Genomic DNA, 15,397 nt, shown 5'->3' with positions numbered 1-15,397 from the left:
AATTTGGATATGAAGGGAACAGCCGCTCAGGCGGCTGGTATGCCCTTAAAGAAACAGAGAAGACTCAAGCGGTAAAGCCGCCGTTAACGTCGATCACTGAACCTGTTATTGAGCTCGCATCGGGTCCGGCAAGAAATACGATTGCGGCGGCGACTTCTTCAACCGTTACATAGCGCCTGATGGCATGTGACTCCATAATGATAGGTGGCAGCTTATCCTTCGATTCTGACGCCATATCCGTATCCATAAGCCCCGCCTGGACCACATTAACCGTAATACCGCGGGCCCCGAGATCGCGTGCTGCTCCCTTGCTGTAGGCGACAATTGCCGCTTTGCTGGCGGCGTAATCGGTCGTACCGGGAAAAGCAACACGGGTCCCGAGACCAGACCCAACCGAAATAATACGTCCACCTTCCGGCAGAACCTTTACCGCAGCACGAATGTTGGCGATGACGCCCATCGTATTAATCGCCCACTGACGATCCATTGCCGCATTGTCGATGTCAGGAGCGTCTATGTTCTTTCCCTGCAAAGCAACGGCTGCGTTATTGACAAGAATATCCAGTTTTCCAAGTTTTTCTTTAACTTCACGGATTAACAATTCAGCACCATCAGGATCGCCCTGGTCGGTTTTTATCGCGATTGCACGTACGCCTTTGTTAACGAGAGCAGAGACAACACTAAACGCTTTTTCTTCGGAAGCGACATAGGTGATAGCGACATCCGCCCCTTGCTCTGCCAGCGCCGCAGCAGTAGCGGCACCAAGCCCGCGGGAACCACCGGTGACGAGGGCAACTTTGCCAGAAAGATTCTTGTTCATTTGGATACCTTGTTGTTGAAATTCAGGTTGGAGCCCGGTTAATACGCGACTCATTAAGCGCATAGCAAATACAATACCGATCGATATCATACCGAACGGTATTTTATTGCATGTGCATCGTCAAGCGTTTTATACTGATCGTTATTGAAATTTGGCGAAGGCTTAAAATGGGACGACATAAACAATTTGATGAAGGTGAAGCTCTGGAAGCTGCGCTCTCTGTCTTCTGGCAAAAAGGTTATGAAGGCACCTCATTTCAGGATTTAACTCGCGCGACGGGTGTAGCACGTCCCGGTCTGTACGCAGCATTCGGTAACAAGGAAGCCTTTTTCAGGAAGGCACTTGATCTCTATGAAAGCAAATACATGGGATATATGTCGAAGGCGCTCGATGAACCGACGTCCCGCCAGGTTGTAGAAGGTATCCTGAGAGGCTCCGCCTTCCTTCAGACCACAAATGCGGCTCATCCTGGTTGCCTGGGCATAAACGGTGCACTGGCGTGTTCTGAAGATGCAGAACCCATTCGTCTTGAACTTATTAAACGCCGTGCAAAATTTCAGCTGGCGTTACAAAAACGCTTCGACAAGGCCCGCCTTGAGGGAGATTTGCCCGAGTCGATTGACTGCACAACGCTCGCCTCCTTTGTGATGGCAATTGCGCAAGGCATGGCCGTGCAGGCTAAAGCAGGCGCATCAAGAAAAGCGCTTATCGGGTTAATTAAACATACTCTCTTTACATGGCCTTCTGCTGCGAATGAATGCCAGAAGAACCAAAACGGTTAAACCAACGTCCGCTTCAGGCTTAGCGCCCGGCAGGGGAACAACGACTATGGTTTTGTCACACAACTATGAGGTAGACCTCACTTTATAAGCTTTGCGAGTCATATCCTGTGAGTAATTCTCAGGAGGTAAACACATGAAAAAGCTTCTGATATGTTGTTTGTTTGGAAACACAGCAAATTCTCTCGCCAAAAAGATGCAGCTGCTGGCGGAAAAAAAGGGCCACCCACTCATTGTTGGTGCGGTGGGTCTGGAAAATTTTGCCAGCGTGGCTCCCGCTTTCGACGGATTTCTTGTCGCACCGCATATTCAATATAAGCTCGCTGAAATTGAAGACATTGTTGGAAACTCTCGTTCAATTGCCATTATTGAAAGTCTGCCCTATGCATCACTCGACGCGGAAAAAGTTTTAGCGTTTGTGATGGCACAAATGCCTGAACTGGTCGCCTGACAGCGAAGGCCGCATCTTTTGTGCGGCCTCCTTTCTTCTGCTATAAGCGAAAAGCTGACATTGGTGCGGAGCATAGAGCAGCAATGGCTTTTAGCACATAATAAAGCCATTGCTGATGGTTACCGTTGACCCGTATTGTAAAATTCAAGCCTGAGTGAGCATTATATTCATCGATTAAAACGACTGATGGCAATATCCGTTACTGGCGTGAAGAAGGACACCAACGTTCCTTCAGGATCGCGAATCTGCATTGTTCTGTTTCCCCAGGGCATATTTTTGGGTTCATGAACAAATTCCAGACTGTATTCTTTTAATCTAATGAATGCCTTATCAACATCCTTGACCATAAATTCAAGAATTGCTGAGTGGTTGGACGCAGGCCGGGCGCAACCTTCTTTAAATAAAGCGACGGTTTCTTCGCTCCCAATGGCTATTACTGCCGTAGGCGTTATGATTTCAGCAAACACCGGTGCCAGCCATTCAGCCTGATATCCTGTTATTAATTCATAAAAATTAACAACTTTGTTGATATCTTGTACGATAAGTCGTATTGATACTAATTTCACAGACTACTCCTTATTGCTGCGAGAAGTGCAGCATTCGGGAGAATCATCACTCAGGTCTGCTGACAACATGGTGGCAACAGGTAAAAAAAATGAGGCGGGCAGACCGACTTTTCCAGATCATTCAGATACTCAGACGGACAAAACTCCCGGTCACGGCGGCCAGGCTGGCTGATGAGCTCGAGGTATCTAAACGCACCGTATATCGGGATCTTGCTGATTTGGCAGGACAGCGGGTTCCGGTTGAAGGTGAGGCCGGGTCCGGCTACAGACTCAGTGAATATTATGATTTTCCCCCTTTAATGTTCACCCCGGATGAACTTGATGCCTTATTGCTCGGCGTTGAACTGGTACAACGCCTGCCGGATGCCACACTTGTCAACAACGCAAAGGATGTATTATCAAAAATATCATCAGTGATTCCGGGTAAGTTGCAGAGTGTTTTAAACCCATCGGCGGTTGCCTTAAAACCCGAAGAGCCGATCGCAACGAAAACTGACACCCGCCAGATCAGAGCCGCAATCCGTGACGGTAGAAAACTGTTGATCGAGTACCGTTCCGCTGATGGAACTCTCTCCAAAAGAGTTGTCTGGCCGATCGTACTTGGCTATGACCAGACTCATTGTCTCCTCATCGCCTGGTGTGAAAAAAGAGAGAGTTTTAGACATTTTCGTGCCGATCGCCTGGTCAGTCTTTTATTGTTAAATGAATGTATAGACACTGACAGAAAAGTACTCAGATCGAGATGGGAAGAATGGCGAGAAGCAGAGTTATTACGACTCAGAGAAATAAAACTTTTAGGGGGATTATAATAATAGGCTCCCCTGCATCGCTTATTGAGGTTGGCTGTATCAAACGTATCAGGCTCACAGTTTAGTCTTTTCGTTAGCTCCTCTGGTTTTTACTGGCTGTCTTGTTGATTCTTTGATTTTAAAATTCTCAACGTCCGCGTTTGGCACAAATCACCCGCCATACTGCAAATGAAGAATCCCTCTCAAAAAAACGCCCCGACACCAAAGTATCGGGGCGTTTTTGCTTAATAAAGGCGACAGAGCTACATCAGCTCAATAATATCGTCATCCTGAGGCTTACTGCCGCTCAGCGCTTCGTCGAAGTAGTGCTTCGGCACGGTGAAGCGCAGATGGTCGAGCGCGAACTGCATACTACGGTCGTCGATGGCATGGCCGAGTTCGTCAACAATATCCAGGGTGACGTCACCGCCTGCCTGCATCAGCGCTTCCTGGGCCGATACTGCGTACGCCAAATCAATCACGCTATCCTCGCCGCCGTGAATCAGATGCACGGTGGTGGCGGTACTGGCTTTTGTCGGCAGCGTGGCAAAACGCCCATTGAAAGCGATGATGCGTGACGCCAGGCCTGGTGCCGCTTTGGTGCTTTCCAGCGCCATGATCGAACCTTGCGAGAAACCAATCAGCGCGGTAGCCTGCGGGCCGACGCCGCTCTCTTTTTGCCAGAAGCGCACCGTTTCGATAAACGTCGGCATGATAGCGTCGATGCGCTGCTGGCGGTTTTCCTCCGTCACGCCCTGCACGGAAAACCACTGTCTGCCCGTTGGGCCACAGGGCTCCACGCCGCCGATGCTGACGATCAGCGACTCCGGAAACAGCGGCGCAAACCAGCTGCCAATCTGCCCCATCGCCACCGGGTTATCACCCACGCCATGAAACAGCAGCAGCAATTGTTTCGCCGGGGCTGAAGGGCTCTGGACAACAAAATGGTCGTATTTCATGGCTTTCTCCTTAATCTGTTGCCGGGGAGTCTACGCCGTTGGGCGGCAATGACCATGACATTAAACTGAATGACTCAGTTAAAAAAATTGCAGGTTTTTGACCTTCTCCGCCAACCGCTGAGTGCGCTGCGGATCGAGCGCCGTCAGCGCATCCGCCGCCTCTTCGCGTAGCCGCGCGAGGAAGGCCTTACGTCCGCCATGAGCCTGTGCGGCTGGGTTGTGCGGCTGAAGTGCGCTACGCAGCGCAGGCAACGGTATCACCACCGTGGCAACAAGCCGGTTCAGGCTCCCCACTGCCGCCATCAGCGGACGATGGGCGAAGGCGAATCCGGCCAGCTCCTGCCAGTCATCCTCTGTAAGAATAGCCTCTGACGGCGGACTCACCGTCAGCGTATCCTCATCGCGCCAGGATGCCAGCCAGGCTCCGTCTCGCACGAAGCGTTGCTGTTCGCGCTCAGCCAGCGCCTCACCCGCCGCATTCAGTGGATAAATTGCCATGGCGGTATAGCAGCCGCTGCTGGCTTCACGATGGGTGCCAAGCCGCACCAGCCGGAAGCCGCACTTCTGCCAGAAGCGCCACAGCTCGTTGGTAAAGCCAAAGCTCACCGACAGATAATCGCAGCCGTCCGCGCTGACGATAGCCTCTTCAATCATTCGCTGTCCGATGCCCTGCCGCTGGCGCTGCGGGTGAATGGCGATACGGCTGATACGTCGGCTTTTCAGCATGGCCGCCTGCGGGCTGCCGCCGTGAGCCGCCAGAGACTGCGCCACGAGGTTGCCGCGCGGGCGGCGAAACCCTGCCCAGACGGCCTCGCTCAGCCCCACGCTCAGGCCGCCTTCGTCGACGAGCCACAGAGCACCGACCAGGTCGTGCCTCTCCTGCGCGCTGACAAAGTGCTGACCGGGCGCGTCCATCATTCGCCGTAGATCCAGCGGCGAAGTGCGGTAATGCGCGGCGGATAACAGGCGGTACATCGACGCAGGTAAATCAGGGTCCTGTTGCCAGGCATTCTGTTCGACCCGCTTCAGGGATAGCGGCTCGGGTGGCGATAACGCGGGCAGTGCGTCATCAAAGAGCAAAGCCCGGGCGACGAAGTTCTCCAGCGGGCAGCCACTGGCCCAGCGCACTGGCTGGCTCAGGGAATAAGATGCCAGCTGCGAAAATCGCGCACAAAATTTGAGTAAGAACCCCCGGCCAGTGCCTTCGTAGCCCTGAACCGTTGTCGTTAACAGCGTTCGGGGGAACCGGTTAACCAGCTTTTCCAGCAGTGGGCCGGGAAGGGCAGCGGCTTCGTCGACAATCAGCCAGTCGGCCTGTTCTGCTGACGCGAGCAGCGCATCGGGTGCCATAAAACGAAAGCGTTCCCCGGCGAAGTGAGCGAGTACATCGGTGGCCGCTTTCGCCGGAGCGGTAACAATAGCGGTGCCCGCCAGCGCACGCAAATGCATTCCCGCCAGCGCAGATTTACCGCGACCGCGCTCAGCGGTCACCACCGCCACGCCCGGCGGCGACTTCGCGAGAGCCGCCAGAATGCGCGCCTGTTCCGCCTGCGGTTCCCCGTTAGCAGCGTGCCACGATGGTCGAAAGGTAAATTCAGGCTGCGTGAAAGGTTGATGCTGTTGCCAGATAATGGCTTCAGCATCGTTTTGCAGCGTATGACAGAAATGATGAATAAAGTGCGGCGTGGGGATCGGCTCGGCGCTGTCGCTCCAGCGAACGGAATCGGCATCCACTCGCTCATGCCAGCGGCTTAAATCGGGAGCCAGCAGGACCAGCCAGCTTCCGGCCTTAAGCGTTCCGGCCAGCGCGGCAAAGGCAGCGACGTCAAATCCTGCGCGGGCATCGAAAAAGGCATGTTCGAATTCACGTCCAAGCAGCGTCCTGAGCGCCTGAGGCGCACACCAGGGCTCGGGCTGCGTCTGCGGGCTGACAAACAGGCCATCTCCACCAAGATTGATTCTCAGCCATAGCACCTGCTGTTCAGCCCACCCCGCTTCGCCGCTCAGCACCAGCAGGCGGCGAATGCCCTGCTCCTTCATGCTCACGGTTAACGCGAAAATGGCTTCCCTGTCGTTCATCAATCAGTTCAGCGCGGTTTTACCGAAGGTGTTGCACTGAGACGGGTCACCGCTGTCAAAACCGCGTTTGAACCAGGTGTAGCGCTGCTGGGACGTGCCGTGTGTGAAGCTGTCCGGCACCACGCGGCCCTGACTCTGCTGCTGCAAACGGTCGTCGCCAATCGCCTCGGCGGCGTTCAGCGCTTCCTGAACGTCACCGGCTTCCAGCACGCCCTGCTGCTGCATGCTGTGGCCCCAGACGCCCGCGAAGCAGTCGGCCTGCAGCTCCATTTTTACCGACAGCTGATTGACCTGAGTCTGGGAAGCATTCTGCTGCATCTGGCGCACTTTTGGCTCGATGCCCAGCAGCTTCTGCACGTGGTGACCGACTTCATGAGCAATCACGTAACCCTGGGCGAAATCGCCATCGGCCCCGAGCTTGCTTTTCATGTCATCGTAGAAGGAGAGATCGATATAGACAGTGCTGTCTGCCGGGCAGTAGAACGGCCCCATTACGGACTGGCCGGTGCCGCAGCCTGTACGAGTTGCACCCCGGTACATCACCAGTTTGGGCTGCTGATACTGACGGCCCATTTTCTGGAAAATCTGCCCCCAGGTATCTTCAGTGGTAGCGAGAATCACGGAGGTGAATTTGGCGGCTTCATCATCGTTCGGGCTGATAGAACGCGGGGTGCTCTGCTGCTGCACCATTGGCTGGCCGGTCAGCATGCCGGTGAGATCCACGCCGTAATAGCCCGCGACCACCACGACGATCAGCAGAATAATACCGCCTTTACCGCTTGGCAGACGAAAACCGCCGCGCCCGCCGCCCATCATCGGCGGCATCCCGCCGGAATCGTTTCGCCTGTCTTCCACATTGTCGCTTTCACGACGACCTTGCCAACGCATAACAACCTCTGAACGTTATGTTTCTGATAGATTGATCGTAGGCGGTTAAGCGTGGAATTACCATAGTAAACAAGCCAGATAGCAAAAGAGGATGCACAGCATCCTCTTTAATCAGAAGGGGTTAGCCTTAATCCAGGTTCACGCCCAGACGACGCGCAACTTCTTCGTAGGCTTCAATCAGGCCGCCAAGGCTCTGACGGAAACGGTCTTTATCCATTTTATTCATGGTGTTTTTGTCCCACAGGCGGCTGCCGTCCGGGGAAAATTCGTCCCCCAGCACCACTTTGCCGTGGAACAGGCCGAACTCCAGTTTAAAGTCGACAAGGATAAGACCGGCGTCGTCGAACAGCTTTTTCAGCACGTCGTTGGCTTTGTAGGTCAGCTCGCGCATGGTCGCCAGATTTTCTTTACTAACCCAACCGAAAGTTTCGCAGTAGGACTCATTGACCATCGGATCGTGCATTGCATCATTTTTCAGGAACAGGTCGAACAGCGGCGGGTTCAGCTCAATGCCCTCTTCAATACCCAGGCGCTTCACCAAAGAGCCTGCCGCACGGTTACGCACCACGCACTCCACCGGGACCATCTCCAGCTTTTTCACCAGACACTCGGTATCAGACAGCAACTGCTCCATCTGAGTTGGGATTCCCGCTTCCTGCAGCTTGCTCATAATGAAATGGTTGAACTTGTTGTTCACCATGCCTTTACGGTCGAACTGTTCAATACGCGCTCCGTCACCTGCTGACGTATCGTTGCGGAATTCGAGCACCAACAGGTCCGGGTTTTCCGTGCTGTAAACGGTTTTCGCTTTGCCGCGATACAACTCAGCTTGCTTTTGCATCTTTCAATACTCCGGTCAGGAAAATGAACAAAAAATCAGGTTTTCTGCGCTACGCACACGTTTGCGTATCATATCAGAAAAAAGGGCTGGTTTGCGCCAGCCCTTTAAAATCTTACTTAAATGCCGCCTGGAACACCGCCACCAGCGCGTCGTTCTGCGACTGGGTCAGGGTATGTCCTTTCGGATCGATGAACTGCATGCTGCTGCGGTTATCGAGGTCACCAACCTGCAGCTTGTAGTCGCCGGAAACGAGGCCCGGATCCTTCACGCCAAGGTCGCTCCAGCCGCTGTCGGAAAGCGGTTTGTAGGTGACAGCCACGCTACCGGTGGAACGGGTGCTGTCGGTCACTTTCATGCCCACTTTTTCAAGCGTTGCCGGGAGTTTTTGCCACACCAGGTTGAACGGACCGCGTACGACCAGCATTGGCAGCCCCGTGTCGTCCGCTGCGCTCTGCACATCGAAAGAGGCACCTTCACGGCTCTGCGCAGCGTTCTGCGCCGTGGTGGCATTCTTATCCAGACCCGCAGAAATCACGTTCAGCATTTCCGCGCTGTAGCGCTGCATGGACGCGGCATCGGCAACAGGCTTACCAGCCTGCTCAAGATTCAGCAGCTTCACCACGACGGCCTGTTGATAGCCCTGAGGCTTCACTGAAACCTGATAGCGACCGCGGTACTGCTGATCTTCGTCCAGACGGTTCCACTGCACCCAGTCGGTAGTCAGGGACTGCGAGGCGTCGTCGCGCTTGTCGATGGTGTAGTTTTGGCCCTGAATGATGCTCACAACCTGCGGCCACAGGTTGCCGCTACGGCCGCTTTCAACCAGCAGCTGTGCGGTATCCCCCGTAAACTGGGTACGCGCCCCAGAAACCAGCGCTAACGGCTGTGCAGGTGGACGAATATCCAGCGCTTTCCCCGTGGCACCGTCGCCGCGGGCAACCGGGATGTTGTAGTCGCCGTTCTGGATCGGCAGGATCATCCCGGCAGGCGCATGAAGTTCAGAAAGCGGCGCCGCTTCCAGGTAGGATTCATCACCGCTCACCTGGCGCTTGTAGCGCGAATCGGAACTGCAGGCTGCGAGAAGCAGAACAAGCGAAACACCCGCAACTTTTGCCAGCTGCGACTTCTGTACTGAGTAAGCCATCAAATCTCCCTAAACTTTACAGCAAACCGGCATGCTTCAGCGCGGATGCCACCACGTCACGGCCATGGGCGGTGATCGGGGTCATTGGCAGGCGCAGCGTATCGGTCGCCACAAGACCCAACTCCATACAGGCCCATTTCACCGGGATAGGATTGGGTTCGACAAATAATTTATTATGCAACGGCATCAGACGCTGGTTAATCGCACGGGCTTCAGTAAAGCGCCCCTCGGCGGCCAGTTTACACATTTCTGCCATCTCGCGCGCGGCAACGTTGGTGGTGACGGAAATGACGCCGTTGCCGCCAAGCTGCATAAAGTCCAGCGCGGTAGCGTCGTCACCGCTCAGCAGAATGAAGTCATCTGAAACCAGCTCTTTGATCTGGTGAACGCGACTTAAGTTCCCCGTGGCTTCCTTAATACCGATAATATTTTTGATTTCGGCAAGGCGGCCCACGGTTTCCGGCAGCATATCGCAGCCGGTACGGGACGGCACATTATACAGAATTTGTGGCAAATCAGTATGTTCGGCAATCGCTTTGAAGTGCTGGAACAGCCCCTCCTGAGTCGGGCGATTGTAGTAAGGCGTGACGGTCAGACAACCGACAATACCGCTGTTATTGAAGCGCTGGGTCAGGCTGATTGCTTCGGCGGTGGCGTTAGCGCCCGTACCGGCAATGATCGGGATGCGGCCATCGGCGAGCTCCACGGTCATCAACACCACGTCACCGTGCTCATCGTGGCTCAGGGTGGCGGATTCACCGGTAGTCCCTACCGACACAATCGCCGAGGTTCCGTTGGCGACATGATAATCAATCAGTTTTTTCAGGCTGGAGCGGTCGACCTGACCTTTTTCATCCATCGGCGTGACAAGCGCTACAATACTTCCCGTGAACATGGGCCATCCTCGGTGCGGGTGCGGACAAGAGCCTCAATGGTACGTTTGGTCTTGTTATAAAAGCAAGAGAGCGGAGGCACTCAGGATGTTGTATGCCGGTTTTTTTTATGCTTTCCTAGTCACAACCTCCCCTTTTCACAGGAAGAACAAGGTTTGACAGCCTCCCTGCATCACTATCTGGTGATTACCGCCCTGGGTGCCGACCGCCCCGGCATCGTGAACACCATCACCCGTCACGTCAGTAGCTGCGGCTGTAATATTGAGGACAGCAGGCTGGCGATGCTCGGCGATGAATTTACGTTTATTATGCTGCTCTCCGGCTCCTGGAACGCCATCACCCTGATTGAGTCCACGCTGCCGTTGAAAGGGGCGGAGCTGGATTTGCTCATTGTGATGAAGCGTACCCTGGCACAGCCACGTCCGGCGCAGCCGTCAACCGTCTGGCTTCAGGTAGAAGTACCTGATTCACCGCATATTATCGAGCGTTTTACCGGCCTGCTGGACGCCCATGAAATGAACATCGCCGAGCTGGTTTCCCGCACGCAGCCGGGCGATAACGCCTCTTCGCCGCAGCTGTTTATTCAGGTGACGGCACACAGTCCGGCGTCGCAAAATGCGGCGAAGATCGAACAAGCGTTTAAAGACCTGTGTACAGAACTGAAAGCGCAAGGCAGTATAAACATCGTCAATTATTCACAGCATGATGAACAAGATGGAGTTTAGTAATGACCCCACTGAAAGCCGGTGACATCGCACCGAAATTTAGCTTGCCCGATCAAGACGGTGAGCAAGTAAATTTGACCGACTTCCAGGGACAGCGTGTTCTGGTTTATTTCTACCCGAAAGCCATGACCCCGGGCTGTACCGTACAGGCCTGCGGCTTGCGCGACAATATGGATGAGTTAAAGAAAGCGGGCGTTGAAGTGCTGGGTATCAGCACCGACAAACCGGAAAAGCTCTCCCGTTTCGCCGAAAAAGAGCTGCTGAATTTCACCCTGCTCTCTGACGAAGACCACCAGGTCTGCGAACAGTTTGGCATCTGGGGCGAGAAATCCTTCATGGGTAAAACCTACGACGGCATTCACCGCATCAGTTTCCTTATCGACGGCGACGGCAAAGTCCAGCACGTCTTCGATGATTTCAAAACCAGCAATCACCACGATGTGGTATTGAGCTGGCTGAAAGAGAACAGCTGACATCTCCTCATAAAGCTAAAGGCCCGCAAATTTTGCGGGCCTTTTTCTACTCTTCTACCGCCGGGCTGTCCGGCCAGGCATGTACTACCGCTTTAATCAGCGTCGCCAGCGGAATGGCGAAGAACACGCCCCAGAAGCCCCACAGGCCGCCGAAAATCACCACTGAAAGAATAATCACCAGCGGGTGCAGGTTCACCGCTTCGGAGAACAGCACCGGCACCAGAAGGTTGCCGTCAAGACCCTGAATAATCAGGTACACGGCAAACAGGCTCCAGAACTCTGTTCCCAGGCCAAACTGGAACAGCGCCACGCACACCACCGGAATGGTGACCACGAACGCGCCGATGTAAGGGATTAGTACAGACACGCCCACCAGCACCGCCAACAGCAGCGAGTAGTTCAGGCCAAACAGCAGGAAGCCAATCCAGGTCGCCACGCCGACGACGATCATCTCCAGTACTTTGCCACGAATGTAGTTGGTGATTTGCTGATTCATCTCCTTCCACACCTGCCCCGCCAGTCCGCGGTTTCTTGGCAGCACGCGGCGCACGGCATTGAGCATCTGCTCTTTATCCTTCACCAGGAAGAACACCATCAGCGGCACCAGCACCAGGTAGACGGCAAGCGTCAGCAGCCCGACCAGCGAAGCGAGCGAATATTTCACCACCGAATCACCCATGGTCGTCATTCGCGCACGCATGTTCTCCGCCATCGCATCGATGATCCCTGCATCCATCAACGCCGGATAGCGGCGCGGCAGCGTGGCGGCAAAATCAGAGAGCTTATTCAGCATGCCGGGCATGTCGCGAATTAAATTGATGCCCTGCTGCCAGGCGACGGGCATCACCACAAACGCCATCAGCAGCATCGCACCAACGAAAAGCACCAGCACAATTGAGGTTGCCCAACGGCGCGAGCAGCCAATACGCTCCAGACGCGCGGTCGGCCATTCGAGGAGATAGGCCAGTACCAGCGCCACCAGCAAGGGGGCCAGCAGTCCGCTGAAGAAGAAGAGAATGCCGAAGCCGGCAAGCAGAATGACCAGCAGCGCTATCGCTTCCGGGTCGCTGAAACGACGACGATACCACTGCATTAACATTTCGAGCATAACTACACCGTTCCCTGAATGGCGGGCAAAAGGCCCGCATGAATTGTATCGAAGTGTCACAAAATTGCCTTCGCTTTTTGCCGCGGGCCGCACATGACAGCAAAAGTCGCGCGCGGGTATTTCCAGGCGTCTCTCTGCCAGCTACACTGCCAGGGCAGCCGACAGTGGAACGTTACGCCGCGTTGTCGGTCAAACTGGCACACCCTACAGACAGGATCGAGTTATGTTCAGGCAGTTAAAGAAAACGCTGGTTGCGACTCTCATCGCGTCGTTGACCCTGGGCCAGGCCCTGCCTGCCTTCGCGGATACCGCCGATTCCCTGCCGGATATGGGCACCACCGCAGGCAGCACGCTCTCTATCGGACAAGAGATGCAAATGGGTGATTACTACGTGCGCCAGCTGCGCGGCAGCGCCCCGCTGATAAACGATCCGCTGCTGGTGCAGTACATTAACGGCCTCGGGATGCGCCTGGTTTCCCACGCCAACTCGGTGCGCACGCCGTTCCATTTCTTTTTAATTAACAACGACGAGCTGAACGCCTTCGCCTTCTTTGGCGGCAACGTAGTATTGCACTCGGCGCTGTTCCGCTATGCCGATACCGAAAGCCAGCTGGCGTCGGTCATGGCGCACGAAATCTCTCACGTCACCCAGCGTCACCTCGCACGCGCAATGGAAGATCAGAAGCGTAATGCGCCGCTGACCTGGGTCGGGGCGCTGGGCTCCATTCTGTTAGCGATGGCAAGCCCGCAGGCCGGGATGGCAGCGCTGACCGGCACGCTGGCAGGCACGCAGCAGGGGCTCATCAGCTTTACGCGTCAGAACGAAGAAGAGGCCGACCGTATCGGGATCCAGGTGCTGCAGCGCTCCGGCTTCGACCCGCAGGGCATGCCGCAGTTTATGGACAAGCTGATGGATCAGTCCCGCTATTCATCGCGCCCGCCGGAAATGCTGCTGACGCACCCGTTGCCGGAGAGCCGTCTTGCCGATGCGCGTAACCGCGCCAACCAGATGCGTCCGGTGGTAGTGCAGTCTTCAGAAGATTTCTACATGGCAAAAGCGCGTACGCTTGGCATGTACAACAACGGGCAGAATCAGCTTGGCAGCGATCTGCTGGACAACTGGTCGAAAGGTAATATTCGCGAACAGCGCGCCGCGCAGTATGGCCGGGCGCTTCAGGCGATGGAAGCCAATAACTACGCGGAAGCCAGCAAGCAACTACAGCCGCTGCTCACGGCCAACCCGCAAAACGCCTGGTATCTCGACCTCGCCACCGACATTTCGCTCGGGCAGAAAAAGAACGCCGAGGCGGTTAATCGCCTGAAAGCAGCAAAAGATTTACGTACCAATCCTGTCCTGCAGCTGAACCTTGCCAACGCCCTGCTACAGTCAGGCAATCCGGGTGAAGCGGCAACGCTGCTTAACCGCTATACGTTCACTTATAAAGATGACACCAACGGCTGGGATCTGTTGGCGCAGGCGGAAGGCCAGCTCGGCAATCGCGATCAGGAGCTGGCGGCACGCGCTGAAAATATGGCGCTGGTTGGCCGGCTCGATCAGGCCATTTCTCTGCTCAGCAGCGCCAGTTCGCAGGTTAAGCTCGGCAGTCTGCAGCAGGCCCGCTATGACGCACGCATCGATCAGTTCCGCCAGCTGCAGGCCACCTTTAAACCCTATATGAAAATGTAAGGATACCCGATGAGCCACCCGGTCACCATTTACCATAACCCGCGCTGCTCCAAAAGCCGCGAAACCTTAGCGCAGCTGAAAGAGAAAGGCATAGAGCCGGAGGTCATTCTGTACCTTGATACGCCGCCGGATGCCGCCCAGCTGAAACAGCTGCTGAAGATGCTCGGCATGAAAAGTGCCCGCGAGCTGATGCGCCAGAAAGAAGATCTCTATAAAGAGCTGAATCTGGCGGACAGCTCGCTCAGCGAGGCCGATCTTGTCAACGCAATGATTGCCAATCCGAAGCTGATTGAACGCCCGATTGTGGTGAAAAACGGCCAGGCGCGCATTGGTCGCCCGCCGGAGTCCGTGCTGGAAATCCTGTAATCTTCAGCGCCGCAGCGCTTCCAGAAAGGCCTGCGGCGTACACTCTCCTAATTTTTTCTGCGCCTTGCCTGTATTCCATAGTTCACATAGCCGCCGCACCAGTGTATCCGGCTCCACTGCCGCCGGGATCAGCGTACTCAGATTTTCCGTGAAGGTTATCGCCACAGGAGTGAGCTCCGGCTTACGAATAACAATCAGCCCCGGTATCTCAATCGCGAACCATTTAATGGCCTCGGTCTCAAGACATTGAATATCAGCCGGGCAGCATGCAAGCGTTTCATCCAGCCAGGTTTTGACCAGCGGGAGAGACATCCCGGAAAAGACCCGCGCTGAGCACCAGCCGCTGACGGATTCACGCGCCCACAGCAGATGGTGCTCACCTCCATCGTCCATGGTCATCGACAATCGACGGTAGTGCAGCGTCAGCGTGTCAGGCATATGCCCGTTTTTCAGGGCCCTGACGCCCTGCGGCCCCGGCTTTTCCCGCTGATGCGCAGGACGAAGATAGCGGTTGAGCGTGGCGCGGGAAACCGGGATCCCCAGCCCTTCATTTACCATAAACAGCAGCTCATCCAGCGGTGCGTGCAGCGTATCGCGCAGTGCGTTCACCACCGTGATTTGCTCAGGTCTCATTGCTTTGTATATCACATGCGGCGTCGTATGCCGGTCGCCCGTTTGTTCGCGGTTGCGCCAGCGTCGAACGGTGGTCACGGAAATACCCAGCTCTTTCGCCAGCTCCCGGTCGCTTTTATCGGATTCCTGAAGATAACGACGGATCCGCGGCGTGGTGGTGGCATTGGCGTGCAGCTTAATTTCCATCGTCGGCTCCT

At 55.3% G+C, this 15,397-nt stretch carries 17 protein-coding genes; 7 read left to right on the top strand and 10 right to left on the bottom strand.

The features are described 5' to 3' along the window. Positions 1-64: 64 nt before the first annotated feature. On the bottom strand, positions 65-820 hold the full coding sequence (locus RTU33_RS02595; RefSeq protein ID WP_312625088.1) for an SDR family oxidoreductase: 756 nt from the start codon (positions 818-820) through the stop codon (positions 65-67). Positions 821-930: 110 nt separating this feature from the next. Between RTU33_RS02595 and RTU33_RS02590 the strand changes: the two genes are divergently transcribed. Both RTU33_RS02590 and RTU33_RS02585 read left to right on the top strand, forming a co-directional pair. Then, positions 931-1,602: a TetR/AcrR family transcriptional regulator gene (locus RTU33_RS02590; RefSeq protein ID WP_312625086.1), complete on the top strand. Its 672-nt coding sequence runs from the start codon at positions 931-933 to the stop codon at positions 1,600-1,602. 133 nt (positions 1,603-1,735) lie between these two features. Next, positions 1,736-2,050 carry a PTS cellobiose transporter subunit IIB gene (locus tag RTU33_RS02585; RefSeq protein WP_312625084.1) on the top strand — a complete coding sequence of 105 codons (315 nt, stop codon included), beginning with the start codon at positions 1,736-1,738 and terminating at the stop codon, positions 2,048-2,050. Between the two features lie 167 nt (positions 2,051-2,217). Here the strand turns inward: RTU33_RS02585 and RTU33_RS02580 are convergent, their stop codons facing one another. After that, positions 2,218-2,616 carry a VOC family protein gene (locus RTU33_RS02580; RefSeq protein ID WP_312625082.1) on the bottom strand — a complete coding sequence of 133 codons (399 nt, stop codon included), beginning with the start codon at positions 2,614-2,616 and terminating at the stop codon, positions 2,218-2,220. 89 nt (positions 2,617-2,705) lie between these two features. Between RTU33_RS02580 and RTU33_RS02575 the strand changes: the two genes are divergently transcribed. After that, entirely contained in the window at positions 2,706-3,425 is a 720-nt protein-coding gene (locus tag RTU33_RS02575; protein ID WP_312625081.1) for a YafY family protein, read from the top strand. Between the two features lie 242 nt (positions 3,426-3,667). On the opposite strand, the gene ypfH is transcribed toward RTU33_RS02575, so the two are convergent. From ypfH to dapA, 6 genes are all read right to left on the bottom strand, one after another. Further along, complete coding sequence (gene ypfH / locus RTU33_RS02570) at positions 3,668-4,363, bottom strand: esterase (protein WP_312625080.1); 696 nt, start codon at positions 4,361-4,363, stop codon at positions 3,668-3,670. A 78-nt stretch (positions 4,364-4,441) separates the two neighbouring features. Beyond that, positions 4,442-6,442 (bottom strand): GNAT family N-acetyltransferase, encoded by a 2,001-nt coding sequence (locus RTU33_RS02565; protein WP_312625079.1) that lies wholly within the window; start codon positions 6,440-6,442, stop codon positions 4,442-4,444. 3 nt (positions 6,443-6,445) lie between these two features. Continuing rightward, on the bottom strand, positions 6,446-7,330 hold the full coding sequence (locus RTU33_RS02560; RefSeq protein ID WP_312625077.1) for a neutral zinc metallopeptidase: 885 nt from the start codon (positions 7,328-7,330) through the stop codon (positions 6,446-6,448). 127 nt (positions 7,331-7,457) lie between these two features. After that, positions 7,458-8,171 carry a phosphoribosylaminoimidazolesuccinocarboxamide synthase gene (purC, locus tag RTU33_RS02555; RefSeq protein ID WP_312625076.1) on the bottom strand — a complete coding sequence of 238 codons (714 nt, stop codon included), beginning with the start codon at positions 8,169-8,171 and terminating at the stop codon, positions 7,458-7,460. A 112-nt stretch (positions 8,172-8,283) separates the two neighbouring features. Next, positions 8,284-9,315, bottom strand: coding sequence for an outer membrane protein assembly factor BamC (gene bamC, locus RTU33_RS02550; protein ID WP_312625075.1), 1,032 nt, complete (start codon positions 9,313-9,315; stop codon positions 8,284-8,286). Positions 9,316-9,331: 16 nt separating this feature from the next. Then, a complete protein-coding gene (gene dapA / locus RTU33_RS02545) occupies positions 9,332-10,210 on the bottom strand; it encodes a 4-hydroxy-tetrahydrodipicolinate synthase (RefSeq protein ID WP_312625073.1) in 879 nt (292 codons plus the stop codon). Between the two features lie 153 nt (positions 10,211-10,363). Between dapA and RTU33_RS02540 the strand changes: the two genes are divergently transcribed. Next, positions 10,364-10,933 carry a glycine cleavage system transcriptional repressor gene (locus tag RTU33_RS02540; RefSeq protein WP_312625071.1) on the top strand — a complete coding sequence of 190 codons (570 nt, stop codon included), beginning with the start codon at positions 10,364-10,366 and terminating at the stop codon, positions 10,931-10,933. Between the two features lie 2 nt (positions 10,934-10,935). Continuing rightward, positions 10,936-11,406 (top strand): thioredoxin-dependent thiol peroxidase, encoded by a 471-nt coding sequence (gene bcp / locus RTU33_RS02535; protein WP_312625069.1) that lies wholly within the window; start codon positions 10,936-10,938, stop codon positions 11,404-11,406. Between the two features lie 46 nt (positions 11,407-11,452). Here the strand turns inward: bcp and RTU33_RS02530 are convergent, their stop codons facing one another. Then, positions 11,453-12,514: an AI-2E family transporter gene (locus RTU33_RS02530; RefSeq protein ID WP_312625068.1), complete on the bottom strand. Its 1,062-nt coding sequence runs from the start codon at positions 12,512-12,514 to the stop codon at positions 11,453-11,455. A 223-nt stretch (positions 12,515-12,737) separates the two neighbouring features. On the opposite strand from RTU33_RS02530, the gene bepA reads away from it, so the two are divergent. After that, positions 12,738-14,201 carry a beta-barrel assembly-enhancing protease gene (bepA, locus tag RTU33_RS02525; RefSeq protein WP_312625067.1) on the top strand — a complete coding sequence of 488 codons (1,464 nt, stop codon included), beginning with the start codon at positions 12,738-12,740 and terminating at the stop codon, positions 14,199-14,201. 9 nt (positions 14,202-14,210) lie between these two features. Continuing rightward, complete coding sequence (arsC, locus tag RTU33_RS02520; protein WP_312625066.1) at positions 14,211-14,567, top strand: arsenate reductase (glutaredoxin); 357 nt, start codon at positions 14,211-14,213, stop codon at positions 14,565-14,567. Between the two features lie 3 nt (positions 14,568-14,570). Here the strand turns inward: arsC and RTU33_RS02515 are convergent, their stop codons facing one another. Further along, the gene (locus RTU33_RS02515) at positions 14,571-15,386 is read right to left on the bottom strand and encodes a helix-turn-helix domain-containing protein (protein ID WP_312625064.1); all 816 of its coding nucleotides are present in this window, start codon (positions 15,384-15,386) and stop codon (positions 14,571-14,573) included. Positions 15,387-15,397 lie beyond the last annotated feature (11 nt).

Origin of the sequence: Scandinavium sp. (assembly GCF_032012665.1) — a bacterium.
Lineage (GTDB): Bacteria > Pseudomonadota > Gammaproteobacteria > Enterobacterales > Enterobacteriaceae > Scandinavium.
The sequence above is the reverse complement of the archived record's forward strand: the minus strand, read 5'-3'. Positions and strand labels throughout refer to the sequence as shown.

Bases quoted from the DNA above. Each gene is read 5' to 3' on its own strand.
- RTU33_RS02595 (WP_312625088.1), bottom strand. From the start codon at position 820: ATGAACAAGAATCTTTCTGGCAAAGTTGCCCTCGTCACCGGTGGTTCC.
- RTU33_RS02590 (WP_312625086.1), top strand. From the start codon at position 931: ATGTGCATCGTCAAGCGTTTTATACTGATCGTTATTGAAATTTGGCGA.
- RTU33_RS02585 (WP_312625084.1), top strand. From the start codon at position 1,736: ATGAAAAAGCTTCTGATATGTTGTTTGTTTGGAAACACAGCAAATTCT.
- RTU33_RS02575 (WP_312625081.1), top strand. From the start codon at position 2,706: ATGAGGCGGGCAGACCGACTTTTCCAGATCATTCAGATACTCAGACGG.
- ypfH (WP_312625080.1), bottom strand. From the start codon at position 4,363: ATGAAATACGACCATTTTGTTGTCCAGAGCCCTTCAGCCCCGGCGAAA.
- RTU33_RS02565 (WP_312625079.1), bottom strand. From the start codon at position 6,442: ATGAACGACAGGGAAGCCATTTTCGCGTTAACCGTGAGCATGAAGGAG.
- RTU33_RS02560 (WP_312625077.1), bottom strand. From the start codon at position 7,330: ATGCGTTGGCAAGGTCGTCGTGAAAGCGACAATGTGGAAGACAGGCGA.
- purC (WP_312625076.1), bottom strand. From the start codon at position 8,171: ATGCAAAAGCAAGCTGAGTTGTATCGCGGCAAAGCGAAAACCGTTTAC.
- bamC (WP_312625075.1), bottom strand. From the start codon at position 9,315: ATGGCTTACTCAGTACAGAAGTCGCAGCTGGCAAAAGTTGCGGGTGTT.
- dapA (WP_312625073.1), bottom strand. From the start codon at position 10,210: ATGTTCACGGGAAGTATTGTAGCGCTTGTCACGCCGATGGATGAAAAA.
- bcp (WP_312625069.1), top strand. From the start codon at position 10,936: ATGACCCCACTGAAAGCCGGTGACATCGCACCGAAATTTAGCTTGCCC.
- RTU33_RS02530 (WP_312625068.1), bottom strand. From the start codon at position 12,514: ATGCTCGAAATGTTAATGCAGTGGTATCGTCGTCGTTTCAGCGACCCG.
- bepA (WP_312625067.1), top strand. From the start codon at position 12,738: ATGTTCAGGCAGTTAAAGAAAACGCTGGTTGCGACTCTCATCGCGTCG.
- arsC (WP_312625066.1), top strand. From the start codon at position 14,211: ATGAGCCACCCGGTCACCATTTACCATAACCCGCGCTGCTCCAAAAGC.
- RTU33_RS02515 (WP_312625064.1), bottom strand. From the start codon at position 15,386: ATGGAAATTAAGCTGCACGCCAATGCCACCACCACGCCGCGGATCCGT.